Annotated in this window: 13 protein-coding genes; 7 read left to right on the top strand and 6 right to left on the bottom strand. The window is 46.6% G+C overall.

The annotated features are described in order from the left end of the window. The first annotated feature begins 235 nt into the window (after nt 1–235). Genes DBK98_RS18725 through DBK98_RS18710 form a run of 4 tightly spaced genes read left to right on the top strand, consistent with a single transcriptional unit; the run spans nt 236 to nt 9,130 of the window. Nucleotides 236–1,306, top strand: coding sequence for an efflux RND transporter periplasmic adaptor subunit (locus DBK98_RS18725; protein WP_005780239.1), 1,071 nt, complete (start codon nt 236–238; stop codon nt 1,304–1,306). Between the two features lie 26 nt (nt 1,307–1,332). Beyond that, a complete protein-coding gene (locus tag DBK98_RS18720; RefSeq protein WP_005780238.1) occupies nt 1,333–4,410 on the top strand; it encodes an efflux RND transporter permease subunit in 3,078 nt (1,025 codons plus the stop codon). A 2-nt stretch (nt 4,411–4,412) separates the two neighbouring features. Then, nucleotides 4,413–5,906, top strand: a complete 1,494-nt coding sequence (locus tag DBK98_RS18715; RefSeq protein ID WP_005780236.1) for a TolC family protein — start codon at nt 4,413–4,415, stop codon at nt 5,904–5,906. 20 nt (nt 5,907–5,926) lie between these two features. Beyond that, on the top strand, nt 5,927–9,130 hold the full coding sequence (locus tag DBK98_RS18710) for an efflux RND transporter permease subunit (protein WP_005807396.1): 3,204 nt from the start codon (nt 5,927–5,929) through the stop codon (nt 9,128–9,130). Nucleotides 9,131–9,363: 233 nt separating this feature from the next. Here DBK98_RS18710 and DBK98_RS18705 read toward each other — a convergent pair whose 3' ends face one another. Beyond that, nucleotides 9,364–10,122, bottom strand: coding sequence for a 1-acyl-sn-glycerol-3-phosphate acyltransferase (locus DBK98_RS18705; RefSeq protein ID WP_032535824.1), 759 nt, complete (start codon nt 10,120–10,122; stop codon nt 9,364–9,366). Between the two features lie 88 nt (nt 10,123–10,210). On the opposite strand from DBK98_RS18705, the gene DBK98_RS18700 reads away from it, so the two are divergent. After that, complete coding sequence (locus tag DBK98_RS18700) at nt 10,211–11,443, top strand: exonuclease SbcCD subunit D C-terminal domain-containing protein (protein ID WP_032530348.1); 1,233 nt, start codon at nt 10,211–10,213, stop codon at nt 11,441–11,443. 164 nt (nt 11,444–11,607) lie between these two features. Continuing rightward, nucleotides 11,608–14,571, top strand: a complete 2,964-nt coding sequence (locus tag DBK98_RS18695) for an AAA family ATPase (RefSeq protein ID WP_032535772.1) — start codon at nt 11,608–11,610, stop codon at nt 14,569–14,571. Nucleotides 14,572–15,185: 614 nt separating this feature from the next. On the opposite strand, the gene DBK98_RS18690 is transcribed toward DBK98_RS18695, so the two are convergent. From DBK98_RS18690 to DBK98_RS18670, 5 genes are all read right to left on the bottom strand, one after another. Next, nucleotides 15,186–16,952, bottom strand: coding sequence for an ABC transporter ATP-binding protein (locus tag DBK98_RS18690; protein ID WP_032535775.1), 1,767 nt, complete (start codon nt 16,950–16,952; stop codon nt 15,186–15,188). A gap of 2 nt (nt 16,953–16,954) precedes the next feature. Continuing rightward, entirely contained in the window at nt 16,955–18,679 is a 1,725-nt protein-coding gene (locus tag DBK98_RS18685) for an ABC transporter ATP-binding protein (RefSeq protein ID WP_032535776.1), read from the bottom strand. Next, nucleotides 18,676–19,842, bottom strand: coding sequence for a metallophosphoesterase (locus tag DBK98_RS18680; protein WP_005823407.1), 1,167 nt, complete (start codon nt 19,840–19,842; stop codon nt 18,676–18,678). Before DBK98_RS18680 ends, DBK98_RS18685 begins: the two co-directional genes overlap by 4 nt. Nucleotides 19,843–19,951: 109 nt before the next feature. Next, nucleotides 19,952–20,536 carry a hypothetical protein gene (locus tag DBK98_RS18675; protein WP_032535777.1) on the bottom strand — a complete coding sequence of 195 codons (585 nt, stop codon included), beginning with the start codon at nt 20,534–20,536 and terminating at the stop codon, nt 19,952–19,954. 3 nt (nt 20,537–20,539) lie between these two features. Further along, nucleotides 20,540–21,055 (bottom strand): RNA polymerase sigma factor, encoded by a 516-nt coding sequence (locus DBK98_RS18670; protein ID WP_005780219.1) that lies wholly within the window; start codon nt 21,053–21,055, stop codon nt 20,540–20,542. 185 nt (nt 21,056–21,240) lie between these two features. Between DBK98_RS18670 and DBK98_RS18665 the strand changes: the two genes are divergently transcribed. Continuing rightward, nucleotides 21,241–21,648 carry a DUF4440 domain-containing protein gene (locus DBK98_RS18665; protein ID WP_005823405.1) on the top strand — a complete coding sequence of 136 codons (408 nt, stop codon included), beginning with the start codon at nt 21,241–21,243 and terminating at the stop codon, nt 21,646–21,648. Nucleotides 21,649–21,663 lie beyond the last annotated feature (15 nt).

Here is a 21,663-nt window from a genome sequence, read left to right as displayed (position 1 = left end):
TAATAGTGAGAATAGAGGATGAAATGCGATAGGATTATCTGATTTTTTACGGATTAACCGGGGTGAAATGTTTTTTGTCCACCTCTGTTAGTAACGTAAAAATCGTAAATAGCAAATTATCAGTGTTTTAATGACGGTGCGCCAGTAGGATTTAGTCCGCCATTTATTTTGTGTGTTAGAAAATAACCAACTATATTTGCAACCATAAATTAATAGAGAAAAGTTTAATAACATTATGAAAAACCAATATCCCTTCTATACGCTTTGCCTGGCATTGGCAATGCTGACAGCTTGTTCCGGTGAGAAGAAAGAAAGTGCTTCTGAAAAAGGAGTGGAAACTGTGTTGCCCGACACGAAAAATGAAGTGTCCGTTATGACCTTGAAGAAGCAGGTATTCAACCATGAACTGGTGAGTAATGGAAAAGTATCTGCCAAGGGAATGGCTGATCTGAGATTTGAAAGTGGTGAGGTGATAGCTCATATTTGGGTGAAGAACGGAGACCGGGTGCAGAAGGGACAAAAGTTGGCAGAGTTGGATAAGTTCAAACTTGACAATCTGTTGTCACAGGCAGAAGATGCTTTGAAAAAATCCGAGCTCGAGTTGCGTGATGTGCTTATCAGTCAAGGTTATCCGGCAGATGATATCAGTCAGGTACCCGAAGAAACCATGAAATTGGCGAAGGTGAAGAGTGGTTATGACCAAAGTAAATCGCAATATGAAATGGCAAAATACAATGCAGAGCATGCTACATTGATAGCACCTTTTGCCGGGGTAGTTGCTAACTTGTTTTCGAAGCCTTATAATCTGGCGAATACTTCGGAAATATTCTGCACGGTGATCGATATGCAGGGAATGGAAGTAGACTTTACCGTGCTGGAAAGTGAGTTGCCTTTAATAAAGAATGGAGATAAGGTGGTGATTAAACCTTATTCTGATGCGGCGACAGTACATGAAGGAAATATATCGGAAATCAATCCATTGGTGGACGATAAAGGAATGGTGAAGGTGAAAGCCCGGGTGAACGGGGCAGGCAGACTGTTTAGCGGAATGAATGTGCGTGTCAGTGTGCACCGTTCGTTGGGAGAGCAGTTGGTGATTCCTAAAAGTGCAGTGGTGCTTCGGTCGGGCAAACAGGTTGTGTTTACTTTGAAAGATGGAAAGATGGCTCAGTGGAACTATATTCATACCGCTCTGGAAAATGCTGACAGCTATAGTGTTGCCGATGGACTGACAGAAGGAGATACTGTAATTGTAACCGGAAACATCAATCTGGCACACGAAGCTCCGGTCACTATCATTGAATAAGGATGAATCACTAACACAAAACAATTATGATTAAATTCCTGATACAACGTCCCATTGCCGTATTGATGGCTTTTACGGCTTGCTTCATAGTGGGGTTGGTGACGTATTTCACGTTGCCGGTATCGTTGCTGCCGGATATCTCTATCCCAGAGATTACCGTACAGGTAGCAGCGAAGAATACTTCGGCACGTGAATTGGAAAACACAGTAGTGAAGCCTATCCGCCAGCAATTGATTCAAGTGGCTGCTTTGAAAGACATGTCCAGCGAAACACGTGATGGTGCAGGTATTATCCGGCTTAATTTTGATTTTGGTACCAATACGGATTTGGCGTTCATAGAGGTCAATGAAAAAATTGATGCGGCTATGAATTATCTGCCAAAAGATACGGACCGTCCGAAGGTGATTAAGGCAAGTGCAACCGATATTCCGGTGTTCTATCTGAACCTGACCCTAAAGACGGACAGTGCTTATGAAGAGACAGATCAAAGGGCATTTCTGAATTTATGTGAGTTTTCCGAATCGGTCATCAAGCGCCGTATCGAACAATTGCCCGAAGTGGCAATGGTAGACGTTACCGGATTGTTGGAAAGACAGTTGCAGATTGTGCCTGATATGGACAAACTGGCTATGCTCGAATTGTCTATTGAAGATATTGAAACGGCTTTGGCACAAAACAATGTGGAGCCGGGGAGTATGACTGTGCGGGATGGATACTATGAATACAACATTAAATTTTCTACTTTACTTCGTACCTCGGAAGATGTGGAGAACATTTATATCCGGAAGGGAGACCGTATCATACAGTTGAAAGAATTCTGTCGCATAGCGGTGGTGCCGGTTAAAGAAAAAGGAGTATCCGTTTCGAACGGAAAGAGAGCGGTGACTCTTGCCATCATTAAGCAAGCTGACGAAAACATGGATAAAATGAAGGAGGCACTGTCGGAAACGATGGACTATTTCAAAAAGATCTATCCGGATATCGAGTTTAGTGTGAGTCGAAATCAAACTGAACTGCTGGATTATACGATATCCAATCTCCAGCAGAATCTTTCACTTGGTTTCTTCTTTATTTGTATTGTTGCCGTACTGTTCCTGGGCGATATCAAATCTCCTTTTATTATTGGACTGAGTATGGTGGTATCCATTGTCATCAGTTTCTTGTTTTTCTACTTGTGTAAGATGTCTCTCAACATCATCTCCCTGTCCGGATTGATCCTTGCATTGGGTATGATGATCGACAGTTCGATTATTGTAACTGAAAATATATCACAATACCGGGAAAAGGGCTATTCGTTGAGGAGAGCCTGTGTGGCAGGAACAAGCGAGGTGGTAACTCCTATGCTTAGTTCTTCTTTTACGACAATTGCCGTATTTGTGCCTTTGGTATTTATGAGCGGTATCGCAGGTGCTATTTTTTACGATCAGGCCTTTGCCGTAACGGTAGGACTGATGGTTTCATATTTTACAGGTATCATGTTGCTTCCTGTTTTGTATATGTTGGTCTATCGTACCGGAATAAAAGGAGGGCCGAAGTGGCTGAGGCTGAAGATTAACAATCCGTTGAAAGAACATACCTTGGATCGTTTCTATGATAAAGGAGTCGATTGGGTATTTAGCCATAAAACGCTGAGTGTACTGTTCTGCGTTATTTCTTTCCCGCTATGTATTTTCTTTTTCTTCTTTATTGATAAGGAGAGAATGCCGGACATCGATGAAAATGAATTGATCACCCGTATCGAATGGAACGAGAACATCCATGTGGACGAAAATCAGCGTCGTGTAGACGAGTTGTTCCGTGAGTTGCAGGGGCAATCTGTAGAGCAGACGGCCTCCATCGGACTGCAGGATTACATCTTGAATCGTGAGCAGGAGTTGTCGTCATCAGAGGCAGAACTGTATTTTAAGACAGAAACTTCGAAGGAGATTGCTCCGTTGCAGTCAGAGATTTATAAAAGGCTGAAAGAGCGCTATCCCTTGGCGGTAATTTCGTTTTCTCCACCGGAGACTGTTTTTGAAAAACTGTTTGTGACAGGGGAGGCTGATATTGTGGCCGAGTTGTATGCCCGTAATAAAGACAAGGCACCCGAACCTGGTACCTTACGCGGACTGGAACAGACGTTCAGGCAAAAAACGGGAATACCTCCGACGGGTATTGCTTTCGAAAATCAGTTGAACCTTAGCATTAACCAGGAAAAGTTATTGTTGTATCAAATCTCTTATAATGAACTGTACCGGGTGCTGAGAACTGCTTTCAAAGAGAACAGTGTAGCTATGTTGCATTCTTATCAACAATATCTGCCTATCAGCATTGCAGGAGACGAAAAAACGGTCAATCAGGTTTTGCAGGAAACATTGATTCAGACCCAGCCGGATAGTAAGACGGGAGAGGTGAACTTCATCCCCTTGCGTGAGTTGATAAAGGTAACTCCCGCCGAAGATTTAAAGAGCATCACGGCCGGAAGAAACGGAGAGTATATTCCTTATAAATTCTATGGAGTGGAGGATGCCGAACAACTAATGACTGAGGTGAAAGAAGTGACTAATGAAACAGGAGATTGGGACATCGGCTTTTCCGGTAGTTTCTTTTCCAATCAGAAGATGCTGGACGAGTTGGTCGTGATTCTGTTCATTTCATTGTTGCTGATGTATTTTATTTTGGCAGCCCAGTTCGAGAGCTTTATGCAACCCTTGCTGGTATTGATGGAAATACCGATTGACGTGGCGTTTGCATTGGTACTGCTCTGGATATGCGGACATACATTGAATCTGATGTCGGCCATCGGGTTGATTGTGACTTGCGGTATCGTGATCAATGACTCTATCCTGAAGTTGGATGCTATTAATGAATTGCGTAAAGAAGGGGTACCTTTGCTGGAAGCCATTCACGAAGCCGGGCGCAGAAGGTTACGTCCGATCATTATGACATCATTGACCACCATCTTCGCAATGGTCCCGTTGCTGTTCTCGTACGACCTTGGATCCGAGCTTCAGAAGCCGCTTTCCATTGCCATGATTGGCACCATGACGATCGGTACACTGGTGAGTTTGTTTATCATCCCTTTACTGTACTGGTTTATTTATAGAAATAAAGTAAAACGATAGATATGAAGAAAAGATATTATATAGTAATGGCAACCTTGCTGCTTGGAGTTTCTGTAGCGAAGTCTCAGGATCATATAAAACTTGATTTGCAGAAAACGATACAATTGGCCAATGATAGTTCACTGGAAGCATTCCGCACACAGAATATGTATCTTTCCGGTTACTGGGAGTACCGGACTTACAAGGCCAACCGTCTGCCGAGCCTTACTTTGAATATGACTCCCGCCGAATATAACCGGGATATTACCAAGCGATACGATTCGGAAAATGACTTGGATGTTTATCGTAGTCAACAGTCGTTTTATGCTTCCGGTAATCTGGCTATCCAGCAGAATTTCGACTTGACGGGTGGTACTTTCTATCTGCAATCTCAATTGGGATATATGCGCAGTTTTGGCGGAAGTAAGTCGACACAGTTTACCAGTGTGCCCATCCGACTGGGATATTCACAAAGTCTGGTAGGATATAATTCGTTCAAGTGGGAAAGAAAAATAGAACCCCTTAAATACGAGAAAGTAAAGAAGGAGTTTGTATATAATGTGGAGGCTGTATCCGTGCAGGCTACTACCTATTTCTTTAACCTGGCAATGGCGCAGGCTGAATATAATCTGGCCAAAGAGAATATGGTGTCGTCGGATACGTTATACAGCATTGGAGTACAGCGTCAGAAGATAGCAGCCATTTCGAAGGCGGACCTGTTGACATTGAAACTGGACGTGGTAAATGCACGCAATACATTGCAAAATAAAGCGAGTGCCCTGAAACGTGCTATGTTTTCTTTGGTTTCTTTCCTGAATTTGGATAAGAATACGGTTATTGATATCGATTTGCCCGTACGTCCGCAGGAATTGGTGATACCTGTGGATAAGGCTTTGCAGATGGCACATGAAAACAATCCTCAGTTACTGGGATTGAAGCAGAATGTACTTGAAGCCGAACGCAATGTGGATAAAACCAAAAAAGAATCACGTTTTAATGCGAGTGTGAACGCCAGTATCGGTTTCAACCAGGTAGCTGATAACTTTGGGGATGTGTATCATAAACCCATGCAGCAGGATTTGGTGTCGGTCAGTGTCAGCATTCCATTGGTGGACTGGGGGGTAAGAAAGGGTAAGTATAACATGGCCCGCAATAACCTGAATGTGGTGAAGACTTCTGCCCGTCAGGATGAAATCAGTCTGGATGAAGAAGTGATTATGACTGTAAACGATTTCAATATCCAGCAAAACCTGATAACCAGTGCCGAAGAAGCACTTGATCTTTCCATTCTGGCTTATAACGAAACCCGCCAGCGGTTTATCATCGGGAAAGCGGACATCAACAGTCTGACTCTGTCCCTGAACCGTCAGCAGGAAGCACAGCAGAACTATATTTCCGCTTTGCAGAACTATTGGCTGAACTATTATAAGATACGTAAACTGACGTTGCATGACTTTGCTACCGGAATCCCGCTGACTGAAAAGTTTGACTATGCGGGGGGACAACTGGTGAGATAGTGCTACCTAACATTGAAACGATGGATAATCCTTCTAAAATAAAAGCGCAGACGAAAGCCTCTTCTTTCACGCTGATTGTCGCCTTTATATGCGTGGCGTTGATTGGTTTGGCCTTGATTCCCCTGCTCCCCGTAAAACTGAATCCTTCAAGAACTTTACCGGGTTTTACGGTACAGTTTGGTATGCCCGGCACTTCGTCGAGGGTAGTGGAGATAGAGGCAACCAGTAAACTGGAGGCCATGTTGGCACGTATTAAAGGTATAAAGAACATCTATTCTACCTCCGATAACGGTTCGGGGAGCATCACCATTGAATTGGACAAGTATGCGGATATAGATGCGGTACGTTTTGAGGCATCAACCATTATCCGGCAGACCTGGCCTCAGCTTCCCGACGGAGTGAGCTATCCCTATATCAGGATGAAGCGTCCGGACGATAATGCCTCACGTCCTTTCATGTCGTTTACACTTAATGCTCCTTCTACTCCCATCTTGATTCAGCAATATGCCGATGAACATATCAAGACGAGGCTGGCACAGATTCAGGGTATCTATAAGATAGACTTGAGCGGAGCCACACCCATGGAGTGGGTGTTGGAGTATGATAGCGAACAACTGAGACGATTGGGTATTTCTTTGAGCGATATCCAGCAGGCTGTTGCCCGCTATTATCAAAAAGAGTTTCTGGGTACTTATAATATCGAGTCGGCTTCAGGTGGTAAAGAGTGGATCCGGCTGGCCCTGATGCCCGAGTATAAAGAGGAAGGATTCGATGCTTCCCGTATCCGGGTGAAAAGTACAGAAGGAAAATTGATCAGTCTGAACGAGCTTGTAACGGTGAGCCACATGGAGGAAGCTCCTCAGAGCTATTATCGTATCAACGGACTTAACTCCATTTATTTGTCGATTACAGCCGAGGAAACTGCCAACCAGTTGCAACTGAGTACACAGGTTAAAGAAGAGATGGAGGCGATACAGAAAGTGTTGCCAGCCGGATATGAGATCCACACAAGCTACGATGCTACGGAATTTATTCACGAAGAGCTGAATAAGATTTATTTGCGTACCGGGCTTACGGTCCTGATTCTGCTGTTTTTTGTGCTGCTTATCACGTTGAATCCACGCTATTTGTTTTTGATCGTGGTCAGTCTGAGTATCAATATAGCCGTAGCAGTGATTTTCTATTACCTTTTCGGACTGGAAATGCAACTCTACTCGCTCGCCGGTATTACGGTTTCGCTCAATCTGGTGATAGACAATACGATTGTGATGACCGACCATATCCTGCACCGGCGTAACCTGAAAGCCTTTATGTCCATTCTGGCTGCGACCCTGACTACAATGGGAGCTTTGGTCATCATTTTCTTCCTTGACGAGAAGATACGGTTGAATCTGCAAGATTTTGCAGCCGTAGTGATTATCAATCTGGCTGTATCTCTGTTCGTAGCTCTTTTCTTCGTACCGGCTCTGATCGAAAAGATCGGGTTAAGAAAGAGAAAGCGCCGTCAGACCAAATCCCGTTTCTTCCTTCTTCGTGCTTCTCTTCCGCGGAGAATAACAGTTTACTTTACCCGTTTCTATGGCTGGATGATACGTAAATTATGCCGTTGGCGTGTGGTTGTCTGCATCTTGTTGGTACTGTTGTTCGGACTTCCGGTATTTATGCTGCCGGAAAAGATGGAAGGTGAAGGGCGTGCCGTGGAGTGGTATAACAAGACCTTAGGATCATCTACTTACAAAGAAAAAGTGAAACCGGTTGTGGACAAAGCACTGGGAGGCAGTTTGCGCCTGTTTATCCAGAAGGTATACGAAGGCAGTTATTTCACCCGGAACGAAGAAGTGGTATTGTATGTTCATGCCAATCTTCCGAACGGCAGTACGTTGGAGCAGATGAATGAACTGATCAAAAAGATGGAGATTTATCTGAGTCAGTTTAAGGAAATCAAACAGTTCCAGACTTCGGTGTACAGTGCCCGTCGTGGTAATATTAATGTCTATTTTACCAAAGAGCATCAGAATAGCGGTTTCCCCTATACACTGAAAGCAAATATTATCAGCAAAGCCTTGCAATTGGGTGGAGGCAGCTGGGGGGTATACGGTTTGCAGGATCAGGGGTTCAGTAATGATGTGCGTGAGGGAGCCGGTTCTTTCCAGGTGAAGATGTATGGATACAATTACGATGAATTGTATGAATGGGCTGAGAAGTTGAAAGCCAAATTGCTGACTCACCGACGGATCAAGGAAGTTATAATAAACTCTTATTTCTCTTATTGGAAAGACGATTATCAAGAGTTCTACTTTGACCTCAACCGGGAACGTATGGCACAGGAGAACATCAATGCCAATATTCTGTTCTCTACGATCCGGCCTATTTATGGTAAGAATATGGAGATCGGATCGGTAGTGGCGGATAATGGTTCGGAAAAAATAAAGCTTTCCTCCAAACAGTCTCAGGAGTATGACATTTGGGCCATGCAATATTTTCCGTACGGAACGGATGACAAACAGTATAAACTGTCTGAACTGGCTACTATGGAAAAGGGACAAATGCCGCAACAGGTTGCCAAAGAGAATCAGCAATACAGGTTGTGCCTGCAATACGAATATATCGGTTCGGGGGAACAAGGAAATAAAATTCTGAAACGTGACCTGGAGGAGTTTAACAAAGAACTCCCGATGGGGTATACGGCTCAATCGGAGCGGGATAGCTGGGGATGGGGAAAGAAAGATAATAAGCAATATCTGCTTTTGCTGGTAGTGATTGCCATTATCTTTTTCACGACAAGTATCTTGTTTAATTCATTGAAACAGCCTTTGGCTATCATATTTATTATTCCGGTGTCATATATCGGTGTATTCCTGACGTTCTATTGGTTTAAGCTGAACTTTGACCAGGGAGGTTTTGCTTCGTTTGTTTTATTGTGTGGTATTACGGTGAACGCCAGTATCTATATTCTTAACGAGTATAACGCCATTCGTAGACGTTCTCCCCGAATGTCGGCCTTGAGGGCCTATACCAAGGCTTGGAATGCGAAGATCATTCCTATCTTCCTGACAGTTGTCTCTACGATCCTTGGCTTTATTCCTTTCATGGTAGGTACAGATAAGGAAGCGTTCTGGTTTCCATTGGCCGCAGGAACCATCGGTGGGTTAGTCATGTCAATCATCGGAATCTTCTTCTTCCTTCCGGTATTTGTGCTGAAGAAGAGAGTGGGGAAACGATGAACAAATACTCTTTCCACCACAGAGGGCACAGAGTAACACAGAGAAGAAATGAAGTTATTGATTGGGGATATTCCTAAAATAAGAAAATTAAAGGCAACTGATTCATTGCGGGTTAGTTGCCTTTTTTGTATCTTTAAGCAGGGACATTTACTGAATATCCCTGCTTATCAATAAAAAAACTTTGTGTTACTCTGTGCTCTCTGTGGTGAATCCTGTTCATCGTTCAAAACCGTTTATAAGTCTTGATCTTCATTCTTCACCATCCCTTTGAATTTATCGGGGAGTGCACTTTCTACAGCAGTATAGGCTTCTGCCATGGTAGCTTTAATGTTATCCGCTCCCTGACCTTTGGGGGGGATAGGGTCATGTATGGTCAGAATCATGCGGTGGCGGTGAATCCATTTGCCGGTTCGTGGCAGGATTTCAAAAGATCCGTCTATGGTTACAGGAACTACGGCAAGTTGGAGGTCGTCCGCCAGTTGAAAAGCTCCTTTCTTAAAATACCCCATATGGCCGGTGAAAGATCGTGCCCCTTCCGGGAAGACCACTAATGATATACCATCTTTCAAAGAGTCTTTGGCCTGGCGAATGGTTTCAAGTACCTTCTTCGGACCCGAGCGGTCTACGAAAATATGTCCGGCACTTTCGCATGCTTTTCCTACAAAAGGTATTTTACGGAGACTTTTCTTCATCATCCATTTAAAGTTACGTCCTAAAAATCCGTAAATGAGGAAGATGTCGAACGAGCCTTGATGATTGGGTACGAAGATGTAAGAGGTTCTTCCATGTAGCTTTTCGCGTCCACGCACTTTTACCGGAATCAACAGGAAAAGGCAGATCAACTGTGACCAGATTTTCCCCGGATAATATCCCCAGATGTGGGCACCTCCCAATAATGAACCAATGATGGTGACAATCGCCGTGAGGATAGTCAATACTAACAAAATGGGCAATGCAATGCAGATTTGATAAATATAGTATAGTATCTTCATAATGATTTTGGTTTTAGCTTGTGCAAAAATAAACAAAATAATATTGCTGTCCTGAATAATTGCTAACTTTGTTTCAAATTTCAATAGCATGATACGTATACTACATACAGCCGATTGGCATTTGGGACAAACCTTTTTCGGATATGACCGGACACAGGAACATGAACACTTTCTGGACTGGCTGGCCGGTGTCCTGACTAAGAACAAAATTGATGTACTGATTGTTGCCGGAGACGTTTTCGATGTTTCCAATCCGTCTGCCGCCTCGCAGCGAATGTTCTATCGTTTCATTCACCGGGTGACAACCGAGAACCCGGGATTGCAGTTGGTCATTGTAGCCGGAAACCATGATTCGGCTGCCCGGTTGGAGTCACCTCTGCCGTTGTTGCAGGAGATGAGGACAGAGATTAAGGGGATTGTCCGTAAGCAGGACGGAGAGATAGATTACAGTCATTTACTGGTAGAACTGAAGAATGAATCGGGGAGGGTAGAAGCTCTTTGCCTGGCAGTACCTTTCTTGCGGCAGGGAGATTATCCGGTGGTGGAGACTGAAGGCAATCCGTATGCGGAAGGAGTAAAGGAACTGTATGCCCGTTTGGTGGAATATGCTTTGAAGAAGCGGACGGACGGGCAGGCATTGGTGGCTGTCGGACACCTGCTGGCAACCGGTTCGGAGATTGCCGAAAAAGATCATAGTGAGCGCATCATCATCGGTGGTTTGGAGAGTGTATCGCCCGAGTCTTTTTCCGAACAAATTGTTTATACGGCTTTAGGGCATATCCATAAGGCTCAGCGCGTATCGGGAAGGGAGAATATCCGTTATGCCGGCAGTCCCTTACCTATGTCGTTTGCCGAGAAGCATTATCACCACGGAGTAGTAAAAGTGATTCTGGATGAAGGTTGGGCAGTCGAAATAGAGAAACTTGAATATACACCTTTGGTACGTTTGCTGAGTATACCCGCCAAAGAGCCAGCGGCTCCGGACGAGGTACTGGATGAGTTGTGCAGACTGGAACTTCCGGAGAATGGACCGAAGCCCTATCTGGAAGTCAAGGTGAAACTAAGTGAACCGGAGCCGATGTTGCGGCAGCAAATAGAAGAAATACTGGAAGGCAAGCCAGTCCGGCTGGCCCGTATTGTTTCTTCTTACAGACAGGCGGCAGAGGGGAGCGTGGAAGAAGAAGTACTGGCTGCCGGATTGCAGGAGATGAATCCCTTACAGATTGTGAAAGCAACCTTTGAGAACAGTTACCAGACGGAGATGCCGGAAGAACTGGTAAAACTGTTTCAGGAGGCTTGCCGGACAATCAATTTAGAATGAATCAAATAAGAACTCGAGGCTGTGTCGAAACTCTTTTCACTACAGAGTAGCACAGAGTATCACAGAGTTTTTTACTAATAATCAGTAACTTAAAAACACCTCTGTGTTACTCTGTGTCCTCTGTGGTGAGTTATGATACACCCTCTAAAGCAAACCGAATAACCATGAAGATACTAACCATACGATTAAAGAACCTGGCTTCCATAGAAGGAACCTTTGAAATTGATTTCCAAGCCGAGCCTTTACGTTCTGCCGGGATTTTTGCGATATCCGGTCCTACGGGAGCCGGAAAATCGACAATACTGGATGCACTCTGTCTGGCACTGTATGATAAGACACCTCGCTTTTCCGCTTCGGTCGAGAGTCTTTATATGTCAGATATCGGTGAAAGTCGGGTGAATCAGGCCGATGTGAAGAATATCCTTCGGAGAGGGACGGGAGAGGGATTTGCCGAGGTTGATTTTTTAGGAGCGTCCGGACACTGTTATCGTTCTCGTTGGTCGGTACGCCGGACAGGAAGCCGGGCTAACGGTTCTTTGCGGTCGCAGACGATACAAGTGACCGATCTGACTGCCAATCAGGAACTACAGGGAACAAGGAAAGAGTTGTTGGCACAATTGGTGACTTTGGTCGGTTTGACTTACGAACAGTTTACCCGTACGGTGCTGCTTGCCCAGAATGACTTCGCTACTTTCTTGAAATCCCGTGAGTCTGCCAAAGCCGAGTTGCTCGAGAAGCTGACCGGAACGGAGGTATACTCCCGTATTTCCAGTGAAATCTATCTGCGTAGCAAAACAGCCGATGCAGAACTGAATCAGCTGAAAAGCAATGCCGCCCTGATCGAACTGCTTTCCGAAGAGGAAATCACTCTTCTACGGACCGAAAAAGAGAGTCTGACCAACCTTCGTGAACAGGGAAGTAAAACCTTGGTAGAATTGAATGCGCAACTATCGGTGCTGCATACTTTGAAGTTGCAACAGGAGCAGCGTGATAAGAAAGTGCAGGACATGCGGCTGGATGAAGAAAAAAGTAAGAAGCTCCGGGAAGAACACACACGCCAATCCGACTATCTTATTCACTTCAGGGAACAGTGCGAAGCCGTGCAACCCGATCTTAGCCGGGCACGTGAACTGGATGTTCAGATCCAATCACTGGTCAGCCAATCTAAGCAGGCGGAGGAGATACTGCAAGGTGCTGAAAAGGTAGCGACTGCACAAGCCAATAAATTGCAATCTGTGCAGGGAACTCTGCATACTTCCTGCCATGCGTTGAAGAACCTGACGGGAGAGATCGATCTACCGGTTACGGAAGAGACGGGGCTGTTTCTTGAATCTGTTCGGAATAGGCTGAAAGAGCAGGAAGACCACCTTGCCATTCTTCAGAAAGAGAACGAAGAGCGTGTGAACCGTCTGAACGCTTTTGGGGTTGAAGCGGTGACTGACGAGCAAGCCCGATGGATGCAGGAACAAACCCGTTTGCAGAATGCCCGCCAGCAAATGTTGGAATGGGGAAAGGCGAGGACAGAAGCCGAACGTCTGAAAGTACAGCAGGAAGAGGTGGTGTACAAACAAGAACAGATGCGGAAAGAAATGGCCGCTCTGACCACCCGGTTGGCGGAGAAGGAGACTGAACTGAAAGTGCTGCAACGCCTTTTTGAGAATGCCCGTATCGCGATGGGAAAGGACGTTCGGACATTGCGGCAGAATTTGCGTGAGAATGAACCGTGTCCGGTATGTGGGAGCACTGATCATCCTTATAGAGACGAGGAGCAGGTAGTCCATACCCTGTATCACAACATCGAATTGGAGTATCAAACCGCATCTGGTGAGTATCAGCAACTAAATAACCGGAATATCGCCTTGAAACAGGATTTGCTCCATCAGACGGAACTGTCCGGACAGATAACCGTACAGTTGCAGGCGTTGCTCCAGGAGGTTGAGCAGAAACGTCCTTCATCGGAAGAGGAGCAAAATCCAGACTATTTTGAGAAACAACTGCATACCGTACACGGGAAGCTAAATCTGCTCGCAGAGAAAATGCGCCAATACCAGCAACTCCATAAGGAATGGCAACAGCACGAGGAGCGGATCAGGACACTTCGCTCGGCTTGTGAGGCTTTGCGTGAAGGTGTAGCCCGCTGCCATCTGTTGATGCAGCAAGTTCTGGCTGCTAAAGAGCAATTTACGTTACTGAAAACGGCGGAGATGACTGCTCGGGAACAGTTCCGGGTGGTCAGTGAGCGGTTGATAACTCTCCGTCAGGAACGGGCTCCTCTGTTGAAAGGCAAATCTGTCGAGGATGCGGAAGCCGCCATTCGGAAAAAAGAGAAACAATTAAACGACTCCCTGGAACAGGTGCGCAAGGAGGGAGAAGAAGTCCAGTCGCGTATTTCCGGCATACAGGGAGAGATCAGGCAACTGAACAGTTCCATCGACGAACTGATACTTCGGAAAGAACAGATAGCCGATCCGGAACATCTGCCGGAGACGATCGCCCGCCAGCAAGCAACCAATCAGGAGACGGAACGTCGTCTGTCCACCGTAGAAGCACGTCTTTTGCAACAGGAGCAAAACCAGAAGAAGCTGAAGCAACTGGAACAGGAACTGACCGAAAAACAGGAGACGGCCAACCGATGGGGAAAACTCAATAAACTGATTGGCAGTGCGGACGGGACAAAATTTAAGGTGATTGCGCAAAGCTATACGTTGAATCTGTTACTGATGCATGCCAACAAACATCTGTCTTATCTTTCGAAACGTTACCGTTTGCAGCAGGTGCCGGGAACACTCGCCCTGCAAGTGATCGACTGCGATATGTGTGACGAGGTGCGTACCGTCTACTCTCTTTCCGGCGGAGAATCTTTTCTTATCTCCCTGGCGCTGGCCCTCGGGCTGTCGTCTCTTTCGAGCAATAACCTGAGAGTGGAGTCACTTTTCATCGACGAAGGATTCGGTTCGCTCGATGCCGATAGTTTACGCACTGTGATGGAAGCTCTCGAGCAGTTGCAGATGCAAGGACGGAAGATCGGAGTTATCTCGCATGTGCAGGAGATGAGTGAGCGCATTGCCGTACAGGTACAACTCCATCGTGCGGCGAATGGGAAGAGTGCTATCACCTTGACAAATTGATAATCGGAAATCGTTTGGCTACGTTTTTTCAGGGCGGACGGCGGGCTGAACGGAAAAAACGCCTTATTTTAGCTTCTCTGATTACCGGATGGAAAGAAAATTTTCGTGTTTGCCGGTAGAATGTAAGTGAGGCTCCGCAATCTCTTCCGTAACGTACGTAAGAAAGGAAGAAACGTGTCTTTTTATTGTTCGGGTAAACTCTTGTAAGGACTCACAACTGGAGAAAAAACAGGTCCGATAAGCTAAAAAAACGCTAACAACAGATGTAATGAACAAAAACAATAGGAGATATTTGAAAAAGAAGTAAGCATATTCCGAAAATGCTTACTTCTTTCGGACCGAATGCTTACTTCTTTTCCGGGAAATGCTTACTGCTTTTGCCGAAAATCCCGGCTCTTCACCTCTTCAATCCCGGCTCTTCACCTCCGTAAGACCGGCTTTCCGGCTTTTCTTCCTCTGGTTTGCCGTTCTTTTAAAGAGAGTCTGTTTGTAAAACAGCTTATTTCCTTTCTTAATGTATTCCTATCTGTCGTGATTCCTTTCTTTATGATATTTCCCCTGTTCCCGGATATCGAACCCGGTTCTCCTCCATATCCTCCTTTGTGGCGGATACTTTACTTGAACTGCTCTTCGTTCAGCGAGTAGTATTTTCCTTTCAGTGCGAGTAACTCCTGATGGCTGCCTTGCTCGATAATCTCCCCGTGTTCCAGTACCAGAATCGTATCAGCATTGCGGATGGTAGACAGGCGGTGAGCAATAATCAGGCTGGTGCGTCCTTGCATCAATTGGTCCAGTCCTTTTTGAATCAGTATTTCACTGCGTGTATCGATGTTGCTTGTCGCCTCGTCCAGCAGCAGGATAGCCGGATCGGCCACTGCCGCGCGGGCGATGTTCAGTAGCTGCCGTTGTCCCTGACTCAGGTTTGCCCCGTCATTTTCGAGTAGCGTGTCGTAGCCCTGTGGCAAACGTTTGATGAATGAATGGGCCGCTGTCAGCCGTGCAGCCGCCACTACCTCTTCATCGGTCACGTTGAGGCGGCCGAAACGGATGTTCTCCCGTACCGTACCCGTGAAAAGATGTGTATCCTGCAGTACGATGGCCATCGATCGGCGAAGGCTGTCACGCCTGATACGGTCGATGGGATGATTGTCGATGGTGATCTCTCCGGACTGAATGTCAAAGAAGCGCGGCAGCAGGTTCAGTATGGTTGTCTTTCCTGCTCCGGTAGCGCCCACCAAAGCTATCTTCTTTCCGGCAGCCGCATGCAGGGATACTCCTTTCAGGATGGTTTTTTCCGGACGGTAGCCGAAATATACATTCTTCAAGGCTACATCTCCTTTTGTTTTTTCGAGTGTGATGGCATCCGGCGCATCCTTCTGCTCCGGTGCTTCGTCTATGATCTCGAAGATGCGTTCGGCTCCGGCAATGGCTGCCTGTATGCTGTTGTAGAGGCTCGCCAGTTCATTGATGGGGCGTCCGAATTGCCGGGAATATTGCAGGAAAGCTGCCAGTCCGCCCACGTCGAACCCGCGGAAGATGGCCAGTAAGGCTCCCACGATGGTGATGATCACATAGTTCAGCGTATTCAGGTTTTGCATGACCGGCATCATCAGACCCGAGTAGAATTGTGCCTTCAGCGATTTCTCCTTCAGGCTTTGGTTCAGTATCCCGAAGTCCGTTTCCACTTTTTGTTCGTGTCCGAAGACCTTCACCACTTTCTGTCCGCTGATCATTTCTTCCACATAGCCGTTCATCATCCCCAATGACTCCTGTTGTGCTTTGAAGTATTTCCGGCTTCGTTTTACGATTCCTTTGGCGCTGAGGAACATCAGGGGGACGGTAATCAGTGTTACCGCTGTCAGTATCGGACTGATGAAGAGCATCAGACAGAAAATGCCCGCAACTGTCAGTGCGCTCGACAACATGTCGGACAGGCTGTCGGTCAGTGCGTCGCTGATACGGTCTATATCATTGGTGTACCGGCTCATGACATCTCCGTGCTGATGGGTATCGAAGTATTTGACAGGCAAGCGTTCCATCTTTCCGAACAGTTCTTCGCGCATCCGGGTTACGGTGCGTTGCCCGATCTTATTCAGCAGAATATATTCGATGTAAGTAGCCGCTACCCCTGTCAGGTAAATGCCTGCCAGTATCAGCAGGATGCGTACCAATCCGTGGAAGTCTCCCGGCAGGATGTAGTTATTGATAATCGGTCGGAGCATGTACGATCCGGTGAGATTGGCTGCGATGCTCACAACGATCAGTACACCGATTACGATCAGCAACCGTCGGTCGCAGGCCACGTACGATACCAGGCGGAGGAAAGTTTTCTTTCCCGCCTTAGGCTTTCCGCTGTATTTCAGATGATCTCCGTGTGCCATGGTCAGATAACGATTTGTTGTGAGTGATAGATTTCCCGGTACATCTCCGAGCGTTCCAGCAATTCTTCCGGTGTTCCGATGGATTCTACCTCTCCGTCGTCCAGCAGAATGACCCGGTTGGCCGATTGCATGGTATATATGCGTTGCGTGATGATAAGCACCGTGGTATCGTGCAGCCATGCATTCAGGTTGTTCCGGATGCGGAGTTCTGTTTCAGAGTCTACGGCACTGGTGCTGTCATCCAGTATCAATATCTTGGGTTTACGCAGCAAAGCCCTGGCGATGCAGATGCGTTGCTTCTGTCCGCCGGAAAGGTTTACTCCGCCCCGTCCTAACTGGGTGTCATATCCGGCAGGCAGCGAGCAGATAAACTCATGGGCTTCGGCGGCACGTGCGGCCTCTTCAAGTTCTTCCTGTGTGGCATCAGGTTTTCCCCACCGCAGGTTTTCCGCAATGGTTCCCGTAAAGAGCTCGTTTTTCTGCAACACCATGCCGATGCGGGCATGAAGTTCGTGCAGGTTGTAGTCTTGTACGGGGATGCCGTCAATCCGTATTTCACCGGAACTGACATCATACAGGCGGGGGATCAGTTGTACGAGCGAACTTTTAGCCGATCCGGTAGCACCTGCCACGGCCACTGTCTCGCCCGGACGAACGTGGAAACTTATGTTCCGCAGCACATCCGTCTCGCCTCCGCCATAACGGAAGCTGACCTTCTCAAAGCGAATCTCTCCCTTTTCGATCTGCTGGGTGCTCCGCATTCCTTCGGGCGTATCGGTCAGCGAAGGCTGTGTATCCAATACCTCCAGGATACGTTTCGATGAGGCTGAGGCACGGGCATAAGTCATGATAATCATGGACAGCATCATCAACGACATCAGCACTTGTGCCAGATAGTTGACAAATGATATCAGTTCGCCCACTTTCAACTCTCCTGCCATCACCTTCTGCCCACCCATCCAAAGGATAGCGATGATCGACAGGTTCATCACCAGTTGCATCACCGGAAAGATGGCGACAATGATGTTGGAAGCGTGAATCACCGTGTCGCGCAGGCTTTCGCTCTTGTCCTTGAACTTGCGTGCTTCGAAGTCCTCCCGCACAAATGATTTCACCACCCGGATGTTGATCAGGTTTTCGCGTACCACCTCGTTCAGTTGGTCTACTTTCTGTTGCACTTTCAAGAAGAAGGGGAACCCTTTCCGCAGGATGAAGAATACACTGAAACCCAACACCGGGATGGCAGCCAGCAGGACGCCTGCCAGTTCCAGGTTGATACGTACCACGAAGAACACTGCCATGACGAGCATCAGCGGAGAGCGCAGCATCAGACGCATCGATACCTGGATAACTTGCTGAATGCGGCTGATGTCACTTGTCAGCCGGGTGATCAGTGAAGCCGTACTGAACCGGTCTATATCGAAAAAAGAGAGTTGTTGTATCTTGCCGAACAGCTTGGTGCGCAGATCGGTTCCGAAACCGATGGAGGCTTGCGAAGAGACATATACATTGGCAATACTGAATATCAGTCCGACAATGGAGATAAGTACCATCTTTCCGCCTACGGCAGTAATGACGGAGAGATCCCGCTGCATCACTCCGTTGTCTATAATATCCGCCATGTACATCGGCTGAATGGTTTCGCACATTACAGACACGAGTACCAGTAGCGGACATGCCAGCAGACTTGCTTTGTAGCCTTTCAGTATTTGCCAGTATTTTTTCATTTATCCAGTGTAATCACGGTAATCTCCGGCCATGCCCCGAAACGGAAAGGCAGTCCGACGAATCCCATCCCTACGTTTACGTATAGTCCCCGGTTGCCTTCTTTGTACATGCCTCCCCATTCCGGATAGATCCAGGAAGCAGGTGAATGATGTCCGATGGCCAGCTGCATGGCATGCGTGTGTCCCGCCAGCATCAGGTCGATGTCCGATTCGGGCAACACTTCACGTCTCCAGTGTGTAGGATTATGACTTAATAACAGCTTGAACAGGCCGTTTGTTCCTGCCTGTGCCTTGGGCAAGTCACCGTGCTGTGAGAAAGGAGGTTCTCCTTCGTTTTCTACCCCGATCAGGGCGATGCTGTCGTTTCCGCGGTGCAGTAGAGTGTGCTCGTTGTTCAGTAATACCCAGCCCATGTCGGCTTGCCGTTTCTTCAGGTCGTTCAGGTTGTTTACCTGGTCGCGTTTACTTTTCCATCGATAGTAGGGGCCGTAGTCATGGTTTCCCAGGATGGAGTATACGCCGTCCCGGGCATGTAGTTGCGAGAGTATCTCTTCAAATCCGTCCAATTCTATGGCCCGGTTGTTTATCAGGTCACCGGTGAATACGATCAAGTCCGGCTTTTGCGCGTTAACCAGGTCCACCATCTGTTGCAGGCTCTTGGCATTTCCTTGCCAGCTCCCGATGTGTATGTCCGACAACTGGACAATGCGGTATCCGTTGAAAGCTTCGGGCAGGCGGGAAGAACGGAAGGTGACCTCCTTTACTTCAAAACGGTCTTTGCCCACCATCGAACCATAAAGTATCAGGACTGCGTTGAGCACGGCCAGTACCAGTCCGGTTGCTATAAAAGGAGTCCGGGGCCAGTGCAGCCATCGGTTGAACGGGCGTCCGATGATGGAACAGATCGTAAAGAGCAGTTTCGGAGAGGCAAACAAGAAGAAGACAACGGCGAAGCGTCCTATCCATAATGTATGTTGTTCGGCGTATTCATAGTTGGCAAAGAAAGCTAACGATACTACTCCCGCCATCAGGAAAAGAGTGGGGAAGAAGTAAAGGATTCGCCAAAAAAGACTTAGAGTCATTTGTTTGATAAATGTCCGGTAAATGTAAATGTCCGGCAATACAAGGATTACGATCAGAAAGCCTAAAACTCGTTGCAGCATATTTTCTTAGCTATGGGTTGAATAAATAAAAAGAGGCGTAGGGTATGTCTCGGGGGGACTTGCGAACGCCTCTTCAAAGTTAGAGAGAATTTGTAAAGTACGGTTTAAGTTAAGCTGTATGATTTAATTCTTTTAACTCGTTTAGGTTCTTCTTTATTTCTTTTATATGTCTGAGGTTCCGGCGATACACCGACAGGCAGATTCCAAGTCCGACGGCCCACACGATCAGACTGCTGATGATTCCTGCAGCACCGTATTGCCAGACCTGTTTGTAGAAAGAGAAAAAGGTAGCCATCACAAGCAGGTAGAGTATGCCTATGATCCATTCGCGAACCATCCATCTGTGATATCGGTTGATGCGGGAGATGACTGTGACCAGAGGCATCTCATCGATCCGGGTCCGGCTCAGGTAATGGGCGGAATACAAATCCCAGCAAAGGGCCGGGATGCACAGGAAGAGGGCGATCCAATAATAAAAGTCCGTAAGTGCATCATCACATATCCAGAAGATCACTGCCAATGCCAGTATGCCGATTGCGGCAAAACGCAGCTTTCTGTTGAACCGTTCTATGCTGTTAATGTTGTTCCGGGTGCGTCCCAACAATTGTTTCATTTCTTCTTCCTTGATGAACTCCTTGCCTTTGAGGTGTTCATCCAGTGCGTTCCACGATTTCTTCAGATCATCCAGTTCCATATCTTATTCCTCCTTTTTCATCTTTTTTAGTTTGTCTTTAATCCGGCTCAGCTTGGTGGCTACATTGGTCACTGTCAGTCCGGTAATTTCCGAGATTTCCTCGTAACTTTTCTCTTCCAGATAAAGCAATATGATCGACTTATCCAGTTGTCCCAGTTGATTGATCATCCGGTACAGTTGCCGGAGCATTTCCGTCAGTTCGTCTTTTTCTTCCGTCAGCCAGTCGGCTTCGCGGGTGAGTGCCACGATTTCCGGAATGTTTTTCTCTTTGCGGATAAAGCTGATGCAAGTGTTCAGTGCGATCCGGTAAATCCAGGTCGAGACTTTGCACTCTTTCCGGAATCTGGGGTAAGCCTTCCACAGATTGAGAATCACTTCCTGATAAAGATCGCCGAGCGTGGCGTGCTGGGTGGTATAAAGATAGCACACCTTGTAAATCACCCGCTCGTACTCCCTGACTACGGAGAGGAACTCTTGTTCTACGGGTTCGTTGGCTTGCGGCGGACTGGTGGGGTTCATTGTCTTCTTTTCGGGATTACTTTTGTATGGTTAGTCGCAAAGGAAAGGAAATAATCACAAAATAAAAGCGGAAATTAGTGGGAATTTGGACTATTTCCGGATATTTATTATATTTGGAAACGATAAGAATCTGTGGGTGACGGAGTTTGTCAAGTATGAAACGTTTTAAATAAATCTGTATTTTTATGACTGGATGTACAAGTATGGCTTCAAATAGCGAGGACCTGAAGGCCTTTATTTTATCTTTGGAAGAACAAGCTCTGAAGTTATGGAATCGTGGAAACCCGGATGGGTTTATAGAACTGTCATCTGATGATGTTGTCTATATCGACCCCGCTTTCAAGAACAAACTGGAAGGTAAAAAGGCTCTGGAAGAGTATTATAACAGCATTCGGGGAAAAGTCGAGATTGACAGGTATAAAATGATAGAACCCACTGTATTGCTGTCATCCGATGTCGCTGTTCTGGCATATGATTATGAAGCTTATAGAGATGACCGGACATTCAGGATGCATTGTACGGAAGTATTTAAACTGGATTCGTCTGAACAGTGGAAAATCATACATACCCATTGGTCTTTTTGTCCTGTCTGATAATGGCGGACAGAA

Origin of the sequence: Bacteroides sp. PHL 2737 (assembly GCF_004115325.2) — a bacterium.
In the GTDB taxonomy this organism is placed as follows: Bacteria; Bacteroidota; Bacteroidia; order Bacteroidales; family Bacteroidaceae; genus Bacteroides; species Bacteroides hominis.
This window is presented reverse-complemented; position numbering and strand designations above follow the sequence as displayed.

Coding starts and splice junctions, on each gene's coding strand:
- DBK98_RS18725 (WP_005780239.1), top strand. CDS start 236: ATGAAAAACCAATATCCCTTCTATACGCTTTGCCTGGCATTGGCAATG.
- DBK98_RS18720 (WP_005780238.1), top strand. CDS start 1,333: ATGATTAAATTCCTGATACAACGTCCCATTGCCGTATTGATGGCTTTT.
- DBK98_RS18715 (WP_005780236.1), top strand. CDS start 4,413: ATGAAGAAAAGATATTATATAGTAATGGCAACCTTGCTGCTTGGAGTT.
- DBK98_RS18710 (WP_005807396.1), top strand. CDS start 5,927: ATGGATAATCCTTCTAAAATAAAAGCGCAGACGAAAGCCTCTTCTTTC.
- DBK98_RS18705 (WP_032535824.1), bottom strand. CDS start 10,122: ATGAAGATACTATACTATATTTATCAAATCTGCATTGCATTGCCCATT.
- DBK98_RS18700 (WP_032530348.1), top strand. CDS start 10,211: ATGATACGTATACTACATACAGCCGATTGGCATTTGGGACAAACCTTT.
- DBK98_RS18695 (WP_032535772.1), top strand. CDS start 11,608: ATGAAGATACTAACCATACGATTAAAGAACCTGGCTTCCATAGAAGGA.
- DBK98_RS18690 (WP_032535775.1), bottom strand. CDS start 16,952: ATGGCACACGGAGATCATCTGAAATACAGCGGAAAGCCTAAGGCGGGA.
- DBK98_RS18685 (WP_032535776.1), bottom strand. CDS start 18,679: ATGAAAAAATACTGGCAAATACTGAAAGGCTACAAAGCAAGTCTGCTG.
- DBK98_RS18680 (WP_005823407.1), bottom strand. CDS start 19,842: ATGCTGCAACGAGTTTTAGGCTTTCTGATCGTAATCCTTGTATTGCCG.
- DBK98_RS18675 (WP_032535777.1), bottom strand. CDS start 20,536: ATGGAACTGGATGATCTGAAGAAATCGTGGAACGCACTGGATGAACAC.
- DBK98_RS18670 (WP_005780219.1), bottom strand. CDS start 21,055: ATGAACCCCACCAGTCCGCCGCAAGCCAACGAACCCGTAGAACAAGAG.
- DBK98_RS18665 (WP_005823405.1), top strand. CDS start 21,241: ATGACTGGATGTACAAGTATGGCTTCAAATAGCGAGGACCTGAAGGCC.